This window comes from Solitalea canadensis DSM 3403, assembly GCF_000242635.2.
In the GTDB taxonomy this organism is placed as follows: Bacteria; Bacteroidota; Bacteroidia; order Sphingobacteriales; family Sphingobacteriaceae; genus Solitalea; species Solitalea canadensis.
In genome coordinates, this window is the sequence record NC_017770.1 from 1,618,475 (window position 1) to 1,637,466 (window position 18,992).

The window sequence follows — 18,992 nt, forward strand, 5'->3', positions numbered from 1 at the left end:
CAGCCTCTTTAGCTCAGCTGGTAGAGCAATTCATTCGTAACGAATAGGTCGCAGGTTCGAATCCCGTAAGAGGCTCGGGGAACCATATAATTTAATTAAACCATATAAGACATATAAGGAAATATAAGTACTAATCGGTGAGCCTTTAAAAGTTACTTCAATAGAAAATGTATTACATTACACCTTATATTCTCTTATATACCTTATATGGTTTAAAATATTTGAACCATATAAGACATATAAGGAAATATAAGTACTAACCGGTTAATCTTTAAAAAATTACTTCGATAGAAAGGTATTACGTTATACCTTATATTCTCTTATATGCCTTATATGGTTTTAAATAATATTCTTCTGAACTATATAAGACATAATGAAATACAAGCACTAATCGGTGAACCTTTAAAAATTACTTCGATAGAAAGGTATTGCGTTATACCTTATATTCTCTTATATGCCTTATATGGTTTTAAATAATTAGTACGATTTAAAAGGCCTCATTTAAGGAAATATAGAACCCTGTCGATCGCTTTTCTCCTGCATTTTTGCTTCCCACACCATAGTCAAAGCGAAGAGTCATCCTAGAAGTCGGTTCGAACATATAACGGAAACCACCCCCATAGTTTGGTTTAAAATCTCCAAAGTTAAAATCACCACTTTCAAACACTAATCCCGTTCCTAAGAAGCCCGCAAAGCTTAACCTTGATAACGAAAACCAGCCCTGATCTTTTCGTTTCCCCCAGGGGCGATACCTGAACTCCCCCTGTAAAACCATCATGTTTTCATCGCGATATCGGCCCACATAATACCCACGCATATTGGTGTCACCCCCAATGTAGGGCAGGTAGTAAAATGGAGCAGTACTTCCTCTTGTAGTTTGATATAAAAATTGTGCTCCTGCAACTTTCGTTTTGTCAATTGAGTAAAATTGTCTTGCGTCAAGATTGATCATACTAAACTTATAACCACTAACACCTAAGCTTGTCCATCCAACTAATTGTATAAAAGTACCTTTCGTAGATGAATTTTCAACATCGCGCGTGTCATAGGCACCACCATAACCAATCAATAAACTATTGCCAGCATCTTTTCCATAATAATCACCTGTTGTATAAATACCGGTAGAGTCATCGTCAACAAAAGTGTCATTCTGATACCATAGACCCATACCAGCGTACAGTTTATCAATAATTTTATGTTTCGCCAGCATCATAAACCGATAACGGGTAGAAGTGATTAGATCTTTATCAGCCTCTTTAGTATCGTTTCCAAGTCCATAGAAATAAATTGGATAATTAGTATAACTTCCAACTCCTGTGAGATTCCACATGTTGTTTTTCGTCCAAACGCTTCCCTGCAAAATCAATTGCGTTTGTTTTTTGACTGTCCACATGTTGAAACTATACAAATAAGAGCTCCGGGTAGTTTTGACATCAGGATACAGGTAGAACGTATAAATAACTCCAAAACCATATTGGAAGCCAGTTTCGGGCGCATTGCCAATTACTGGAAAAGGAACAAGTTGCCTGGGAATTTTTGCAGGAACGCTATCTGTTGCCGTAGAATCGAGAGTTTGACCTACCGCATTGAAAATAAAAATGATAAGAAATAATACTGATAGTAAGAAACGCATCATTAGATTAATGTTACTATAAGATAGTACTTTTTATCCAAATGATAACAATTTGCAAGCTTGACGGGGGAATATTTTGGAAACAAAAAAGACTGTTTTTGAAACAGTCTTTTAATATTACATAGTAAGAATACTTTCGTTCCTAACCTTTTTCTGCAGTTCGATAATGCCTCCGATCAATGCTTCCGGACGGGGAGGGCAACCCTGTACGTATACATCCACGGGAATAATACGATCGACACCCTTTACAACATGATAACCATGCTCCCAATAAGGGCCGCCGCAATTTGAACAAGAACCCATTGAAATAACATATCGGGGTTCCGGCATTTGTTCATACAAACGTTTAATACGTTCAGCCATTTTAAAAGTAACAGTTCCGGCAACGATCATCACATCCGATTGACGTGGAGAAGGGCGTGGAAATACACCTAAACGATCTAAATCATAATTGGCAGCCATAGAACCCATCATTTCAATCGCACAGCAAGCCAAACCAAAGCTCATTGGCCAAAGAGAGGATAACCTTGCCCAGCTCAATAAATCATCGAGTTTGGTGATCACCACACCATTACTTTCTACATTTTTAATCAATTGATCCATGATAAGAATACTATATGCTGATTATTGATCTTCTGTATTAGTTGTTGAATTATCTTCTTCTTTCTTAACCATTGTAGGTTTAAAACGCGGTTTGTAGGCAGAAGGTTTTGAAGTTTCCTCAGAAACTGGATTTTCCGTAGCAGGAACATTGTTAGTAGTTGCTTCTGAAACAGAAGTTGAGGATTCACCGTTGTTGATATCTTCTGTTTTTTGAGCCATTCGAGGTTTAAACTTTGGAACATACGCTTGTTTAACGGGTTCTCCAGCTTTTATCTCTTGGGGTTCACTTACTGATTCGATATTTTCCGCTCTATTTGCCTCCGTCGTATTCGCCGAAGCCATACGAGGTTTAAATTTAGGCACGTAGGCTTGTTTAACCGTTTCTTCCTGTTTATTTTCTTGTATTTCGTTTGATGCTTCCGGTTTTTCTTCTGCTTTTATCTCATTTGTTGAAGCAGAAGTGAGTTTTGGTTTAAACTTAGGGACATATGCAGGTTTTGCTTCACTTGTTTCTTCTGTTGAAGCAGTTTTTGATGCTTGGGTAGCCTCTGTAACTTGAGGTTTAAAACGTGGTTTATAAGCAGGTTTCTCTCCGGCATTTTCAGCAGTTTTTTCTACTGTTCCTTGATCAGAAGATGTCGTTTCTGCAGGAGTAGTTTTAGGTTTGAATTTTGGTTGATAAGCTGGTTTAGCTTGTGTTTCAGTTTCAGTAGCGTTTACGGATTCTGCAACAGTTGACTGTTCTGTATTTTCCGTTACCGTTTTAGGTGCATACTGTCTGCGTTCCGACTTTTCAACCGATAAAGTTTCTTTTTTATCTTCAGGTATTGGCACCTGAACAAATGCACGTACCCGATAATTTTCGAGGTTTAACTGTTGATATAATGATGAAGGAATTTTGGTATCGACAACAGGAATTACCGGTTGTGGTTTCACCCAGTTTAAGTCGCCTTTCTTCCAAACGTACACAAGTCCAACCAATAAGATACTAATGAAAATGGTCATCTCAAAAAAGCTTAACCAACCCCAACTTGGTACAGCGGCAATCAATTCTTTATTACCAAAAACTGTTGACCAAGGGAATAAGAATATCAATTCAACATCAAACAATAAAAACACCAAAGCAATTACATAAAATCGCATGTTAAATTGAATCCACGATGATCCCATGGGCTCTTCACCGCATTCATAGGTGGTCAGTTTCTCAAAATTTGGTTTCTTAGGGCTGATGATCTTCGACATCAACAGCGTAACCAATACGAAAGCCGTTCCTAAAACAAGGAACAACAATATCGATCCGAATGCTGATATTTGCGTGCTTTGCTGCATAAGAACAAAGTTAACAGAAGATATTAGATTTGCGGCAGTAGATTTAACAAAACCATTATTACAAGATCCTTTTATATTTATTAGTATTTATGTCGGGAAATTCGGCTTCAACATATAAAGATTTAGATGCAATTGTCTTAGGAGCCGGCGCTTGCGGGTTGATGTGTGCCGTTCAGGCTGGCTATTTAGGTAAAAAAGTACTGGTCTTAGAAAAAAATGATAAACCGGGAGCCAAGATTTTGATTTCGGGTGGGGGACGCTGTAATTACACGAATTTATACGCTTCTCATCAGAATTTTATTTCTGAAAATGAGCATTTTAGTAAATCGGCATTTGCACAATGGACGGTTCAGGATACCATCAGTTTTTTTGAAACCTATGGGATAAGTGGACAAGAAAAAACATTGGGCCAACTATTTCCGACAACTAACAAAGCAAAGGACATTATTAAGGTGTTTACAGATATATGTGAGGACTTTGGTCAGTCAATTCGTTGTAATTCGGAAGTTCAGAAAGTAATCTCTGTTGAGAATGGCTTCGAGGTTACTTTTAAGGATTCGGTTACCGGAAACGAGCACCAAGTGTATGCTCCAAATGTGGTGGTTGCTACCGGTGGACTCCCTATTGCAAAAATGGGGGCAACTGATTTTGCATTACGTTTGGCCAGACAATTTGGTTTAAATCTTACATCAACTGCTCCGGCATTAGTTCCCTTAACGGTTACCGGAAAAGATCATGATTGGTACGAACAGTTATCTGGAACAAGTATTTTCAGCCGGGTGAGTAATCATAAGATAAGTTTTGATGAGAATATTTTATTTACGCATTGGGGTTTAAGCGGACCTGCAATTCTTCAGATATCGTCGTACTGGCGCCCGGGCGAAAAAATAACAATTGATCTACTACCGGATAGCAATATTGTAGACCTAATCGAAGAAGAACGAAATCATTCCGGAAAGAAACTTTTGGCTTCATTCCTGGAAAAATTCTATTCGAAGAAGTTTGTAGAAGCCATGAAAAAATACCTTCCGGTTGATAAAAATCTAGCTTCACTCAGCAAGGACGACCTTCTTTCTATTGAAGAGCTTATTCATCAGTTTTCTGTTAAACCAGCAGGAGATAAGGGATACGATAAAGCTGAAGTAATGCGTGGGGGTATTGATACCTCCGAGCTTTCATCCAAAACACTTGAAGCTAAAAAAGTTCCCGGATTGTTTTTTGGAGGTGAATGTGTGGATGTAACCGGATGGCTGGGAGGTTATAATTTTCAATGGGCATGGGCCTCCGGATTTGTAATTGCTCAAAATATTTAAAGTACAGGTTCAACGCTGTAGCCTCTTTTACGTAATAACGCGATTACTCCTTGCGGACCACCTAAATGGCCAATGCCTACAGCAAAAAATGTAGGTTTTTCAGCTACGATTTTTACAATTTTAGCTACCCATCTTTTGTTTCGGCTGTTGATCAATATTTCATTATCTCTGGCAGTTGATGCAAATTCTCCTTCGGTACTTAACTGATAAATTTTATCCGGATCATGTGCTTTATAAGCATCGATTAATTGTTGGAAATAAATCTTGTAGCTAGCATATTCCTTTACAGATTTGAGTAATTCATCTGCTTGTTGTTTTACCGGCATCAATTCTAAAATATTCATTTGCTCTTTAACCGTTTCAAGACCTAAAACTTCTTTTTGTTGTTCTTTAGCCATCTTAACAAAATTCATTTCATAAGACTCCGTTTTGCAACCATTCATCATTTTAATAATTATCATTGATGAAAGTAAAACAGGTTTTGTAGTATTAAAGAAATTAAGGCTTATCCCTAACGAGTCTTTGAAAAAAGAGTTAACTACTTGGTAATCGGCAGTATCCATTATGTCGGATAATGATTGTCCGTTTGACATGGCCATCTGTTCCTGCATTTCTGTCATCATATTTGGATCGTCCATATCGAGTTCCAGGTAAACTTGTTCGGTTTGCTCAAAGGAGTGATTCAACGAGTCGGGGTGCTGATAATCGTTTTCACAGATCAGGTGAATTGTTCCAAAAAGGTAAGATGGAGCTTTTAAATTTTTACCACTGATTTTCCATAAAAGTGATGAATTACCTTGCGCAAAAAGTGATGTGCTTTGTGTGAAAGATATAATCGCAATCAGTGCACTAATAATTAATCGTCTTATTAACATGGAAACAGGATAGTTTAAATAATATCAGAAAGCAAAATTATTCTGTTTAGATTTAACCAGCGAATATTTAAACAGTTTTTAACCGAATGATATTTCCGACGTCAGCATCCTACATTAATATTCATACACATCATAAACCAAAAGAGCCTGCGGAGTGGGTATTGCGAAATGCTTTTCATTGTTTAACGCCGGAAAGTATTCAGCAGCTAAATTATGCGGTTTCAGTGGGAGCTCATCCCTGGTTTTTGGAAAACATTGAATGGGATGCTTATTTCTTTCGCTTACATTCTTATTTGCAACAGCTGAATGTATTGGCTTTAGGGGAGATTGGGCTTGACAGGGCCATAAAAACACCTCTGGAAATTCAGCATAAATATTTAAAGTCGCAATTAAGCTTCGCTGAAAAGTTTAAGAAACCGGTGATTATTCATGCAGTAAGAACCTATACCGAATTTATTCCTTACTTAAAGGAATTTTCAGTGCCTTTTATTTTTCATCATTTTAGCGGAAATCAATACGAAGCTGAACAGCTTTTAAAATATAATGCTTATTTATCTTTTGGGAAAACAGTACTATTAAGGCAAAAAAAAAGTATAGAAATACTGAAAAATATGCCTGCGGATCGTTTTTTTCTTGAGACGGATACAATGAGTGCTTCGGTCTCAGCTATTTACCAACAGGTTGCTGAAATAAAGAATATGAAAGAGATAGACTTAAAAGAGAATGTTTTTCATAATTTTGCGGCCGTTTTTGGAATAATTAGTTGATCCTGATTAACTATCGGGTCGGTGTAATCATTCGATAATCATCGAAATCAAAAGAAAAAATGGAAGTACCTTATTGGATGAGCCGCACCAATTTGTTGTTGGGCGAAGAAAAAATTGAAAAATTAGTTAACTCTCACGTTTTGGTTGTTGGCTTAGGAGGTGTTGGTGGTATTTGTGCAGAAATGATTGCACGTGCCGGCGTAGGTAAAATGACCATTGTTGACGCTGATACTGTCGATCCAAGCAACAGAAATCGTCAGATTCCTGCTACCAAAAGCACTGAAGGTAAATTAAAAGCCGAAGTGTTAGCTGATCGTATCAGGGATATTAATCCTGAAATCGATCTTACCGTTTTATGCGAATATTTGAGAGATGAACGGATGTTTGAAGTACTGGATAGTAATAACTTTGATTACGCAGTAGACTGTATTGATACACTCGCACCTAAATTGTTTTTCATTAAAGGATGCAAAGAACGTGGTTTGCCATTAATCAGCTCAATGGGGGCAGGAGGAAAGGTTGATCCAACACGAGTGAGGGTTGTTGATCTTTTTGATACCTACAACTGTACACTGTCAAAACATGTTCGTAAACGCCTGCGTCAAATGGGAGTTAAGGAAGATATAAAAGTAGTTTGGTCGCCGGAAGATATTGATCCAACTCGTGTAGTACCAATGCAGGGAACAAATAAAAGTTCAATTATAGGTACTATTTCCTATATGCCAGCCGTTTTTGGTTGCACAGTAGCATCTGTAGTGATAAGAGATTTGTATAACCGCTAAGTCGCCGAGACACAAAGTTTAACAATAACTTAGCTTCTCTGCGTCTTTGCAGCAAAATTAGAAACTATGCCTACACTTATTAAAAAACCTTCGGTAATAGAAGCCGCCGGAAATAAACCTAAGATCATTAAAGAGTTTATCGGCCGCGTTAATTCTGAAACTTCAGCGTTAAGCATTGCAAAGATGGAAAGTCCTTCAGGTTGGGTTGAGCCAGGACAAACGCCAGATTTTGATGAATATACGCTGGTATTAAAAGGGATGATTCGTATAACTACTAAAACAGAAGTTATTGATCTGAATGAAGGAGAAGCGATCATTACTCATAAAGGTGAATGGGTACAATACAGCACTCCCGGACCTATCGGTGCAGAGTATATTGCTGTTTGTTTGCCTGCATTTTCAATAGATACTGTTCACAGAGACGAATAATAACTCTCACGCAAAGCCGTAAGACTGCTAAGATTTCTTAGCGACTTTGTGGCTTTACGGTTTTTTTGAGGTCTGTATCTACTTATACTCAAAATAAATTCTTAGCAACTTTGCGGCTTTGCGAAAAATACAATTCTTATATTCGCCGTAAATCATTTTTTAAGGTCTTATGAAGAAGATATTAATAGCTGTGGCACTGCTTGTTTCAACACAAGTGATGGCACAGACTCGTTTAACGCCTGAAACATTGATGAAGTTTGGGCGAGTTGCTGAGCCACGGGTTTCTCCTGATGGCAAAAAAGTGGTCTACAATGTCAGAAATATGGATATTGCTGCAAACAAAGGCAATTCAGATATTTTCATTGTAGATATCAACGGTCAGAATGCTACTGCGATTGCTAATGAAGTAGGGGATGAGGCAAGCGCTAAATGGCGTCCTGATGGTAAAAAGATCGGTTATTTGAAAGACGGGCAGGTTTGGGAAATGAATCCTGATGGTACCGGAAAAGTTCAGGTAACAGATGTTAAAGATGGTATTTCAGGATTCGGATATTCTCCTAAAATGAGTTATATCTGGTTCCTTGCTGATGTTAAATTAGATAAAAATCCTGCCGAAATCTACCCTGATCTTCCAAAAGTAGAAGGGGCACGTATCATTGATGGTTTATTTTACCGTCACTGGACTGCTTGGCATGATTATGCATACAGTCATGTTTTTATTGCGAACTATGCTGATGGTAAAGTAAGCAATATCAAAGACATTATGTCAAATGAGCGTTTTGATGCTCCTTTGCAACCTAATGGCGGTGAAGAACAATTTGCATTTAGTCCGGATGATAAAAAGATCGCTTATACCTGCCGTAAGTTAAACGGTACTTCAGAGGCGGTTAGTACTAACTCAGATATTTATGTTTATGACGTTACTGCCGGTACTACCGAAAATATAAGTGAGTTTAACAAAGGCTATGATACTAATCCGCGTTTCGCTCCGGATGGAAAGAAAATGCTTTGGTTGAGTATGGAACGCGATGGTTACGAAGCCGACAAAAACCGTATTTTGGTTTATGACATTGCTGCAAAAACTCATAATGACGTTACCAAACATTTTGATAATAGCGTAGGTAAAGCAGAGTGGGATATGGACAGCCAGCGTATCTTTTTCTTAGCTGGTATTCAGGCTACGGAGCAGATCATGATGTTTGATCCAAAACTGCGTTCAATGAGTCAGGTAGTTCCTTTAACGGATGTGGTTGCTGATATTACCGACTTCGATTTTACGTATGTAAACAAGAAACCTGTAATGGTTGCTGCTATGATGAATATCTCTTTACCTACCGAAGTATTTACGCTGGAAGTAGGGAAGAAGCAGTTAACTCAAATTACACAGGTAAACACACAGTTGCTTTCAACTTTAAAAATGGGTAAGGTGGAGAAACGTATGGTGAAAACCACCGACGGTAAAGATATGTTGGTATGGGTTATTCTTCCTCCTGATTTTGACCCTAATAAAAAGTATCCGGTGTTATTGTATTGTCAGGGCGGTCCGCAAAGTACTGTTAGTCAGTTTTTCTCTTATCGTTGGAATTTTCAGTTGATGGCTGCTAATGATTATGTGATCGTTGCTCCTAACCGTCGCGGTTTACCATCATTTGGTCAGGCTTGGAATGAAGAAATCTCTGGTGATTGGGGTGGACAATGCATGCGCGATTATTTAAGTGCTATTGATGAGGTTTCAAAAGAGTCTTATGTAAATAAAGATCGTTTGGGTGCTGTTGGAGCAAGTTTTGGTGGTTATTCGGTTTATTGGTTAGCTGGCCACCATGAGAAACGCTTTAAAGCATTTATTTCGCATTGTGGTGTGTTTGACTTAGAGTCAATGTACGGAACTACGGAAGAAACATGGTTCCCTAATTTTGATTTAGGTGGGCCTTATTGGAAAAATCCTGATTCATACCAGAAGTTTTCTCCTCATAAGTTTGTTCAAAATTGGGATACTCCAATTCTGGTTATTCATAATGAGAAAGATTTTCGTGTTCCACTTGGACAAGGGATGGAGGCGTTTTCTGCTGCTCAGTTACAAAATATTCCGAGCCGTTTCTTGTACTTCCCTGACGAAGGTCACTGGATCACCAAACCGCAAAATAGCATTCTTTGGAATCGCATTTTCTTCGATTGGTTAGATAAATACCTGAAAAAATAATACAGAAAACTCCGGGCAGCACGTCCGGAGTTTTTCTTTTATTGAAACCTGATGTTTTAGATGCAATTGTTTTACTACCTATACAGTTAGTTGATTTTTTTTACCCCATTGTTTGAAGAGATTTTTTACCCCTAACCCCTAAAGGGGAATTCTGACAGTGCTGGCGTTGTTGCTTTATAACTAATTCGGAACTTGTTGATTTAATGTTTTTCCGCTGTTTTTAATAAAGAGAGGAATCTTATCGACTACTATAATCCGATTTACAGAGAAAATCCCCCTTTAGGGGGTAGGGGGTATATTACTTAGCAATCAAAATATTCACCCCTAAGCCTACAAGAATACATAATGAAAAACTGATTAAAGTGCCAATTAAAACATATTCAGTTTGTTTACGGGCTTTATTAGGATCAGGGTCTTTATCACTGAAACGAAGAATTGATTTTGCAGCTATTAAAAAACCGATGCTGCCTAATTGTTGAGTTAATACGAATGTTAGTATCAGAATACGTTCAAAAATGCCAATCCATTTTCCTGCATTTTCCAGGCTTGTCGGATCTTCACCTAGTTTATCTCTCCAATATTTGGTAGCCATGCTAATAATAATTCCCATTGGCCAGATTACCAAAATATAAGCAGTAATGATCAATTGGATCTTAAGGTCGGTAAAGCTGTGGACGATGAAATTCCAAAAATTACCCCAGCTGTTAATAAGTGTAAGCCAGACGAACAATAAAACGATTAAATGGCTTACCTGATCGATTATAAAAAGAAGGAGGGTTTGATTTAGTTGGCGGATTTTCCATAAGTCAATAAGAAGATGACTAAAGGCGATTAAGAGAGATAATCCAAAACCTGCAAATGAAAAGGAGCCAATTGCAATCCAAGAGGTTAAAAAGCAAATTCCGGTATGAAAATACAAGTACTTTGATTTTCCCTTATTTACTAGCTTATCGTCCACCCATTTTTTAGGTTGAAATATAAAGTCGGTCAACAGATGAGCAATGATCAGGCGGATGAGTATTACGCCTTCTGCAGATGTGAAAAATTCATGCATTGTTTTTGAGCTTTAAATTTATGAGTTGTTGATAACGTTTAATAATCAATTGAAAATCGTCCCAATGAGCCAATTGGAGTCGCTTGTTAACAGATGCCTGACTAATGCCCAGTTTGTCAGCAGTTTCTGTTTGGTTTAAACCATTCATACGTTCCCATACTGCCTCTGATTGTTGTTGTGTCCAACCTTTTACCAGTAAATCCAACATTCGGCAATGTACCTCTAGTTCGTCATTTATTTGTTCCCATGGACCACGGAATAATAAATAATGAGTAGTTTTTTGTTCCAGTAGTTGCCCTGAGTTTCTAAATGCTTCACCATCACATTCATCAATATTATCGGTTAATAAACTAACCTCCCCTAAACCAATTGCAACCCTTGCATCAACTTGTTTTTCAAACTTCATTTTAATTAATAACCGGATTAGAATAGCCGTTTCTAACGCTTTTTCTGGCACTGATGTAATTCCCTGAAAACTGTCTCCTCTCAAAATTTTATAGGCAGGCAGTGATTTATCAGTGAATAATTTACCAGCCTCCTTTAAAGTTGAAAGTAATAATTTTCGCTGCTCAACAGCTAAACTACTTGAATTTACAATGTCTCCTGTTAATACTGAATAGATCATTATAGATTATTTGTTCTATAAAACATAAATATAGAATAAATAGTTTATAATTCACAAATTAAATTATAGACCAATTGAACTATAAAATAAATATATAGATTATTTGTTCTATAATTAGCATTTATTGAATTGATAATGAAATTAAACAAAACAAGTTGTTAGTTAATCGTTAGTAAGTAATGTTTGCATAAATGACAAAATAATTGAACTTTTATAACTATAAATAAGGTTATATGAAAAGAAATTATATTGTTTGCTCCGCACTGATTTTTACGGCTCTAACTACAGGAGCACAGGCGCAAACACAAGAGAGAAAGTTCATAGATAAGGCCAACATGGACACTCTTACCAAACCAAGCGACAATTTTTATGAGTATGCAAATGGAGGTTGGCTCAAAAACAACCCGATTCCTTCCACAGAAACCCGTTGGGGTACTTTTAATCAGTTAATTAGAAACACCAATGATGTATTAAAAAAGCTATTGGAAGAAGCTGCTGCAAAAAATGCAGCGTATGGCAGTAACAGTCAGTTAGCAGGAGATTTTTATGCAAGTGGCATGGATACCCTTGAGATTGAAAGTCTGGGCATTTCTCCAATATCGAATGAGTTAGCTACCATTACGGCTATTTCCAGTCAGAAGGATTTGGTAAGTGCTATCACTGCTTTCCATAAAAGCGGATATGCTCCGGGTTATAATTTTGTTATTTATCAAGACGATAAAAATAGTTCACAGGTAATATCACAATTATCACAGGGCGGTTTAGGATTGCCCGACCGCGAGTATTATTTCAATACGGATGAGCGCAGTGTAAAGATTCGTGCTGAATATGTAAAACACCTGGTAAATATGTTTAAAATACTAGGAGATGATAATAAAACAGCGAATAAAAATGCAGATGCGGTAATGAGGCTTGAGACTGCTTTGGCAGAGGTTTCAATGACTAAAGTAGAGCAACGTGATCCAAACAAGATCTATCGTAAAATGACTGTTAAAGATCTAAATGCTTTAACACCGATGACCGATTGGAAGGAAATTCTTAAAGATTACACCGGTAAAGACATCACAGAAGTTTTGGTTCGTCAGCCTAATTTCCTTAAAGAATTAGACAAACAATTTATTGCAACTCCATTGAATGAATGGAAAGCCTATTTGCGTTGGAATATTATCCGAACTGCAGCCCCTTACTTAAGTAATAAGGCTGTAGTCGAAAACTTTAATTTCTACGGAAAAGTACTTACGGGTCAGAAAGTATTGAAGCCACGTGAAAACAGGGTTGCCATAGAAATAGATCAGAACTTAGGTGAGGTTTTAGGCCGAATTTATGTAAACAATCATTTTAGACCAGAAGCAAAAGCTCGTATGATCGAGTTGATCAATAATTTATCAACCACCTACGAAGAGCGAATCAAACGTTTGGATTGGATGAGTGATGCTACCAAAGAAAAGGCACTGATTAAACTGCATGCCATTATACGGAAAATCGGTTATCCTGATAAATGGAGAGATTATTCACAGGTACATATCAGCCGCACTGCTTATTATGGTAATGTAGTTGAATGCCGGAAATTTGATTTCCAAACCATGATCGACAAATTAGGAAAGCCTGTTGATAAAACTGAGTGGTTAATGACTACTCCAACTATTAATGCTTACTATAATCCAACAGTAAACGAGATTGTTTTCCCTGCAGGAATTTTGCAGTTCCCATTCTTTGATTTCAATGCTGATGATGCCGTAAATTATGGAGGAATAGGAGCAGCAATCGGTCATGAAATGACGCATGGTTTTGACGATGAAGGTCGCCAGTATGATGCTGAAGGTAATTTAAAAGACTGGTGGACCAATGATGATGCAGAACGTTTTAAAGCACATGCTTTTAGAGTTGAAGAGCAGTATAGTGCTTATACAGTTTTAAATGGCACCATGCATGTAAATGGTAAACTTACTTTGGGTGAAAATCTTGCTGATTTAGGAGGACTTAATATTGCCTATGAAGCCTTCAAGAAAACACCGCAAGGAAAAAATAATGAATTAATTGACGGATTTACACCGGATCAGCGTTTCTTCCTTTCATGGGCGCAAGTTTGGAGGGCCAATATCAGAGATGAAGCTCAAGCTCAGCGCATTGTTACAGACCCTCATTCACCTGGAAAATACCGTTGTAACGGTCCAGTAAGCAATATGCCAGAGTTCTATAAGGCATTTAATGTGAAAGAAGGCGACCCAATGTGGAGAGCAACCGGCGACAGAGCTAAAGTTTGGTAGGAAGTAAATAAAGAATAAATGCAACGCAAAGCCGTAAAGACGCAAAGAGAATCCATAATTAACTTTGCGACTTTGCGGCTTTGCGTGCTTTTGACCTCTGTAATAGAACTTTTATTACATTAGTTTCTAAATTAGAATGAGGTTTATAAATTAGTTTCCATAAAAAAAGTTATATGAAGAAAAGAACTGTTTTTATTAATGCATTTGTTTTAAGCATACTGGCCACAACAGTATCTGCTCAAAACAGAACCCAATTCCTGGATCCCAAAAATATGGATCTTTCAGTTAAACCTGGCGACAATTTTTATAAGTATGCCAATGGTACCTGGTTAAAAAATACACCAATACCTGCTTCTGAAACTCGTTGGGGCAGTTTTAACCAGTTGCAGGAGTTTAATTACAATGCACTTTACAAGTTGCTAACAGATGCAGCAGGAGCTAAGAATCCTGCAAAAGGAAGTAATGTCCAGAAGGTAGGCGATTTCTATCTCAGCGGTATGGATTCTGCTGCTATTGAAAAGAAAGGTTTCGATCCGATTAAAGCTGATCTAAAGCGCATCGATGCGCTTACGGATACTAAAAGTGTTATAAACGAAATCATTCATTTAGCTAATAATGGCAGTGGAATGTTATTTGGCATTTTTGCATCACAGGATGCCAAAAAAAGCACCGACGTTGTTCCGCATTTGGGTAACAGCGGATTAGGATTGCCTGATCGTGATTATTACTTAAAAGAGGATGATCGTTCTAAAAAGATCCGGGAGGAGTATGTAAAGCATGTTAGTAATATGTTTCAGTTAATCGGCGACACTGAAAGTGGTGCCATTGCAAAGGCTGATAAAATTATGCAAATGGAAACCGCATTAGCAAAAGCTACGCTCTCACGTGTGGAAATGCGTGATCCTAACAAACGTTATAATAAGCTTTCATATGCTGATTTAAATGCAATTTGCCCTGTAGTCAACTGGAAAGAAACCGCAACTTCAATGGGAATTACCGGTTATGATACCCTGATTGTTGCTCAACCTAATTTCTACAAAGAGGTTAATACTCAGCTTACCAATACATCTATTGATACATGGAAGGCTTACATGAAATGGAATATCGTTCGTAATGCTGCTCAATATTTAAGCAGCAAGTTTGTAAAAGAGAATTTTAACTTTTACAGCACTGTATTGCAAGGACAAAAATCACCTAAACCGCGTTGGAAAAATGTGTTGAATGTGATTGATGGAAATGTAGGGGAGTTACTAGGTCAAATGTATGTAGATCAATACTTCAAACCGGAAGCGAAAGCTCGCATGTTGAGTTTAATCGATAATATGTCAAATACTTTTGCTGATCGTATTCAACGATTAGATTGGATGAGTGATGAGACTAAAAAACAAGCCTTGTTTAAACTAAGAGCATTTACCCGTAAGATTGGTTATCCGGATAAATGGAAAGACTACACGTCAATAACCATAACTCCTGATAATTACATGGCGAATGTTCGCGCTTGTGCAAAATGGGCTCGTCAGGAAAATCTGAAAAAATTAGGCAAACCTGTAGATAAAACAGAGTGGGGTATGACACCGCCGACTGTGAACGCTTATTACAGACCAACAAATAATGAAATTGTATTCCCTGCTGGTATCCTTCAGTTTCCTTTCTTCGATTTTGGTGCCGATGATGCGATCAACTATGGTGGTATTGGTGCTGTAATTGGTCATGAAATGACGCATGGATTTGATGACTCGGGAAGTAAGTTTGATGCGGAAGGAAACCTTAAAAACTGGTGGACTCCTCAAGATGCTGAACAATTTAAGAAACGTACGCAAATGGTAGTGGACCAATATAATGGGTATACTGTTATTAACGGAACCATGCATGTAAACGGTCAGCTTACCTTAGGTGAAAACCTTGCCGACCTTGGTGGTCTTAATATTGCTTACGAAGCCTTTAAGAAAACTCCGGAAGGGAAAAGCTCTACTAAAACTGACGGATTTACCCCAGATCAACGATTCTTCCTTTCATGGGCCCAGGTTTGGAGAGCGAATATTACTGATGAGGCACAAGCTCAACGTATCTTAACTGATCCGCATTCGCCTGGTGAATATCGTTGTAATGGACCAATCTCTAACATGCCTGAATTCTATGAAGCTTTTGATGTAAAAGAAGGCGATAAATTATGGAAACCTGAGGCAGACAGAGCTAAGGTTTGGTAAAAAGAAAATAAAGAGTCGCGCAAAATCGCAAGGACGCAAAGATTAATAAAACGAGCTTTGCATCTATGCGACTTTGCGTGATTTATTACTATCTTTATTCTTGTATTACCTTTAGGTCGCACTCTCTTCTTGTGACTCATAGAAAGATATTAGTATCTTATTCAAAAATCAACATAAAAATAGTTATGAAAACAAAAATGCTTCTTTTGGCAGCTTGTAGCTTCGTTTTAGCTTCATGTGGTGGTGGTAATAAACCACAAAATACAGAAAGTGCTGATACTGCGGCGCATGATCATATGCATGATACTACAGTTGCTAAAACGGATACAACAGCAATAAAAGAAGGACAAGAAGTGTTCTTCGTTAATTTAAAAGACGGTCAAACGGTTAAAAATCCGGTTAAAGTAGAGATGGGAGTAAAAGGGATGACCGTTGAACCAATTGGTGCTATAAACCCTGATAAAGGACACCACCACATTATTATTGATGGTAGTTTTGAGCCAGCCGGAACTACCGTACCTGCAGACTCAACTCATATCCATTTTGGTAAGGGACAAACAGAGACTGAAGTAACCTTAACTCCAGGAAAACATACCTTAACATTGCAGTTTGCAGATGGTATGCACACGTCTTACGGTCAGCGAATGAGTAAAACGATCACGGTAGAAGTGAAGTAAAACGATAGTTTACATAAAAAGCCAGGGCTGATTTCACATAGAAATCAGCCCTGGCTTTTAAAATTTTATCGACGCTTAATAAGGTAAACCTAATAAGAAGCCAATTGTAAAGTTTGCATCCCAGTCGAATACAAAGGTATCACAACCTGTAGCATCTTCAATTGCCTTGTAAATGTTAATACCACATTTTACTTTTTGCTTATCTGAACTATAGGAAGCAGGAGCATTAAGTACAGTATATCTTTCTTCACCCTGACGAATTTGTTTAGCCAATTCAAAAGGAACTCCACCGATAATAAAGCATACGTCTTTATTGCCTTTTGGAAGATTGCTTAATTTCTGTTTTACTTCTTGATAAACCGCATCATCCTTAAGGTCTTTCTCATAGTATTTTGCACCAGGAGCCTCTAATGATTTTAAATTAGATCCTTCATACCATGAAATTTTAGTATTTCCTGAACCAATATCGGTTACAAATGAGTTGTTTTCATACGATGGTGGCTGAACAGATTTTAATGCCAACTGACCTTCTTGTTCTGCTGTTACCAGGTTAACAACATATCCCATTTTTTTCAATTCGGTTACAATAAGAGCCGTTTTAGGTTCTTTTTGTGCTCCTGAAGAAATTACAAAATGCATGTTCTTGCTAGTAACACCACGATCAAACATGCTTGCTAAGTATTTCTTTAAGCCACCGCGTATATCTTCGGTAGTCGCCAAGCCTTCATAAGCTAATGATTGTCCGAAATCTTTGGTAACAATTTCCCAACGTTTTTCTTTATCGATATTGATGACAAAAGAGTTAAATCCTGTAGCTCCAACTTCAACCACACCTTTTAACTTACCATTAACAGGTTTTTCCGGTTCGTAAGCAAAAGTACGGTGCTCAGCAGCAGTTGCATTTGATGGGTCACTTGCATTACCCTTAGCAGTTGTAGTTGCAACACTATCACTTGCAGCAGCGGAAGGAGAGGTTAAGACTCCTTTATTTGATGCAAACCAAATTATTGCGATAATTGGAATGGCAATTATAATAGCTTTAATTGGCCAACGTAAGCGGCTCCAGGTTGATTCGTTTGTTGACATAGTCTTATTTTATAGAATGTTATGTTTGAATTTATTAATCAAGGATAGAGAAACCTTTGTCTACTTTTTGTTCAGGTTTTAATTCATAATTCGCATCAGCAATATTGCTTACATTCAGCATTTTGAGGTTGCGCTCGTCCACTTTCTGAATGAAATTATTTAACTCCTCTTGTGTTGGAGTTCCGCCAACGGTAACAGAATTATTTTGATCCAGAAACTCTAAGTTAGAACGGATATCTGCAATGTTTTGGCTAATGGCCATAGTTGCGGCTCCCATTGCTTCCTGGAAAACCCAAGAGTCTTTAATGTTAAAAACTTCGGCAAGACCATCAGTGGCGTTTTTCATTTTATTGGTAGCCTCCATCTTCTTCTGAATAATGCTGATACTGCTATCTAATGTGCTTACATAAATGCGGGCAGCACTTTCATTATCCTTAAGAACTTCTAAAACCTTAGCAAACTGATTAGCATATTGCGCATAGCTTCTTGCGTTTAACTCTTCAGCTTCACCTTCTTTTCCTACCAAAAATGCCTTAGTGCGAGTTTCTTTTGCGTCGCGTTTAAAAGCATTTGATTTTTCCGTATCATGTGACGCATCAGCTTGTTGCGCTTTTTCATCTAATTCAGCAGATTGATTCGTAAAGCGTTTTGCCAGGTCATATTTTTGCTGAGCTGTTGTCTGCGCATTTTCACCACTTTGAATCATATCAATACGAACTCCATCAACAGAGGCAATTTTAGCTTTTACACGTTTTAAGGTGTCTTTAGCATCAATTAACAACAACTGTAAAGATTCAATAGGATTGCCACGTACGATGGCTTTTTCTCCTTTAAACAATAAAACAGTTCCTAAGCGGTGAAGCACGCTGATAATGCGTGGCATTAACAACAAAAGAACAATCAGGATAATAGAGAAAATTACCAGTAAAATACTCATTTGAGCATAATGCAACATCACAGGTAAATACTTTAAAAATGCTAAAGCCCCGCCAATAATTAGTGCCCAAAAGAAAATAGTGCTGATTGTTTTCTTAGCTTCCGGTGTTTTTAATTGAGCTGGTAGCTTATCGCCCAATACCTGAAAAATAGGTAATTGATTTTTGAGTTCTGCAGGAATAGTCTGCAGACTTGTAGGTGTGTTCATA

Annotated in this window: 16 protein-coding genes and 1 tRNA gene; 9 read left to right on the forward strand and 8 right to left on the reverse strand. The window is 37.6% G+C overall.

Features of this window, described 5'->3' with window-relative positions; translation table 11 throughout:
• Positions 1-2: 2 nt before the first annotated feature.
• Positions 3-75 (forward strand) — tRNA-Thr (locus SOLCA_RS06560).
• Positions 76-487: 412 nt separating this feature from the next.
• On the opposite strand, the gene SOLCA_RS06565 is transcribed toward SOLCA_RS06560, so the two are convergent.
• The 3 genes from SOLCA_RS06565 to ndhC form a co-directional block, all read right to left on the reverse strand.
• Positions 488-1,636, reverse strand: coding sequence for a BamA/TamA family outer membrane protein (locus SOLCA_RS06565; RefSeq protein ID WP_014679661.1), 1,149 nt, complete (start codon positions 1,634-1,636; stop codon positions 488-490).
• Between the two features lie 114 nt (positions 1,637-1,750).
• Positions 1,751-2,236 (reverse strand): NADH-quinone oxidoreductase subunit B, encoded by a 486-nt coding sequence (locus tag SOLCA_RS06570; protein WP_014679662.1) that lies wholly within the window; start codon positions 2,234-2,236, stop codon positions 1,751-1,753.
• A gap of 21 nt (positions 2,237-2,257) precedes the next feature.
• Positions 2,258-3,565 carry an NADH-quinone oxidoreductase subunit A gene (gene ndhC / locus SOLCA_RS22740; protein ID WP_014679663.1) on the reverse strand — a complete coding sequence of 436 codons (1,308 nt, stop codon included), beginning with the start codon at positions 3,563-3,565 and terminating at the stop codon, positions 2,258-2,260.
• Positions 3,566-3,654: 89 nt separating this feature from the next.
• On the opposite strand from ndhC, the gene SOLCA_RS06580 reads away from it, so the two are divergent.
• The gene (locus SOLCA_RS06580) at positions 3,655-4,878 is read left to right on the forward strand and encodes a BaiN/RdsA family NAD(P)/FAD-dependent oxidoreductase (protein WP_014679664.1); all 1,224 of its coding nucleotides are present in this window, start codon (positions 3,655-3,657) and stop codon (positions 4,876-4,878) included.
• Here SOLCA_RS06580 and SOLCA_RS06585 read toward each other — a convergent pair.
• Complete coding sequence (locus tag SOLCA_RS06585; protein ID WP_014679665.1) at positions 4,875-5,753, reverse strand: TraB/GumN family protein; 879 nt, start codon at positions 5,751-5,753, stop codon at positions 4,875-4,877. The genes SOLCA_RS06580 and SOLCA_RS06585 overlap by 4 nt on opposite strands.
• Before the next feature lie 86 nt (positions 5,754-5,839).
• Between SOLCA_RS06585 and SOLCA_RS06590 the strand changes: the two genes are divergently transcribed.
• From SOLCA_RS06590 to SOLCA_RS06605, 4 genes are all read left to right on the forward strand, one after another.
• Complete coding sequence (locus SOLCA_RS06590) at positions 5,840-6,520, forward strand: TatD family hydrolase (protein ID WP_014679666.1); 681 nt, start codon at positions 5,840-5,842, stop codon at positions 6,518-6,520.
• A gap of 59 nt (positions 6,521-6,579) precedes the next feature.
• On the forward strand, positions 6,580-7,302 hold the full coding sequence (locus SOLCA_RS06595) for a tRNA threonylcarbamoyladenosine dehydratase (protein WP_014679667.1): 723 nt from the start codon (positions 6,580-6,582) through the stop codon (positions 7,300-7,302).
• Between the two features lie 66 nt (positions 7,303-7,368).
• A complete protein-coding gene (locus tag SOLCA_RS06600; RefSeq protein WP_014679668.1) occupies positions 7,369-7,731 on the forward strand; it encodes a cupin domain-containing protein in 363 nt (120 codons plus the stop codon).
• Between the two features lie 169 nt (positions 7,732-7,900).
• A complete protein-coding gene (locus SOLCA_RS06605) occupies positions 7,901-9,931 on the forward strand; it encodes a S9 family peptidase (RefSeq protein WP_014679669.1) in 2,031 nt (676 codons plus the stop codon).
• A 298-nt stretch (positions 9,932-10,229) separates the two neighbouring features.
• On the opposite strand, the gene SOLCA_RS06610 is transcribed toward SOLCA_RS06605, so the two are convergent.
• Positions 10,230-10,985 (reverse strand): DUF3307 domain-containing protein, encoded by a 756-nt coding sequence (locus tag SOLCA_RS06610; RefSeq protein ID WP_014679670.1) that lies wholly within the window; start codon positions 10,983-10,985, stop codon positions 10,230-10,232.
• Positions 10,978-11,610 carry a hypothetical protein gene (locus tag SOLCA_RS06615; RefSeq protein WP_014679671.1) on the reverse strand — a complete coding sequence of 211 codons (633 nt, stop codon included), beginning with the start codon at positions 11,608-11,610 and terminating at the stop codon, positions 10,978-10,980. The genes SOLCA_RS06610 and SOLCA_RS06615 overlap by 8 nt, the downstream gene beginning before the upstream one ends.
• 233 nt (positions 11,611-11,843) lie before the next feature.
• Here SOLCA_RS06615 and SOLCA_RS06620 point away from each other — a divergent pair, with 233 nt between their 5' ends.
• The 3 genes from SOLCA_RS06620 (at position 11,844) to SOLCA_RS06630 (ending at position 16,761) form a co-directional block, all read left to right on the forward strand.
• Positions 11,844-13,877 carry a M13 family metallopeptidase gene (locus SOLCA_RS06620; protein ID WP_014679672.1) on the forward strand — a complete coding sequence of 678 codons (2,034 nt, stop codon included), beginning with the start codon at positions 11,844-11,846 and terminating at the stop codon, positions 13,875-13,877.
• Positions 13,878-14,050: 173 nt separating this feature from the next.
• On the forward strand, positions 14,051-16,084 hold the full coding sequence (locus tag SOLCA_RS06625) for a M13 family metallopeptidase (protein ID WP_014679673.1): 2,034 nt from the start codon (positions 14,051-14,053) through the stop codon (positions 16,082-16,084).
• Positions 16,085-16,269: 185 nt separating this feature from the next.
• On the forward strand, positions 16,270-16,761 hold the full coding sequence (locus SOLCA_RS06630; protein WP_014679674.1) for a DUF4399 domain-containing protein: 492 nt from the start codon (positions 16,270-16,272) through the stop codon (positions 16,759-16,761).
• Positions 16,762-16,836: 75 nt separating this feature from the next.
• On the opposite strand, the gene SOLCA_RS06635 is transcribed toward SOLCA_RS06630, so the two are convergent.
• Together SOLCA_RS06635 and SOLCA_RS06640 are read right to left on the reverse strand one after the other, a co-directional pair.
• Positions 16,837-17,847, reverse strand: coding sequence for a hypothetical protein (locus SOLCA_RS06635; RefSeq protein ID WP_014679675.1), 1,011 nt, complete (start codon positions 17,845-17,847; stop codon positions 16,837-16,839).
• Positions 17,848-17,881: 34 nt separating this feature from the next.
• Complete coding sequence (locus SOLCA_RS06640) at positions 17,882-18,991, reverse strand: hypothetical protein (protein ID WP_014679676.1); 1,110 nt, start codon at positions 18,989-18,991, stop codon at positions 17,882-17,884.
• Position 18,992: the final 1 nt, after the last annotated feature.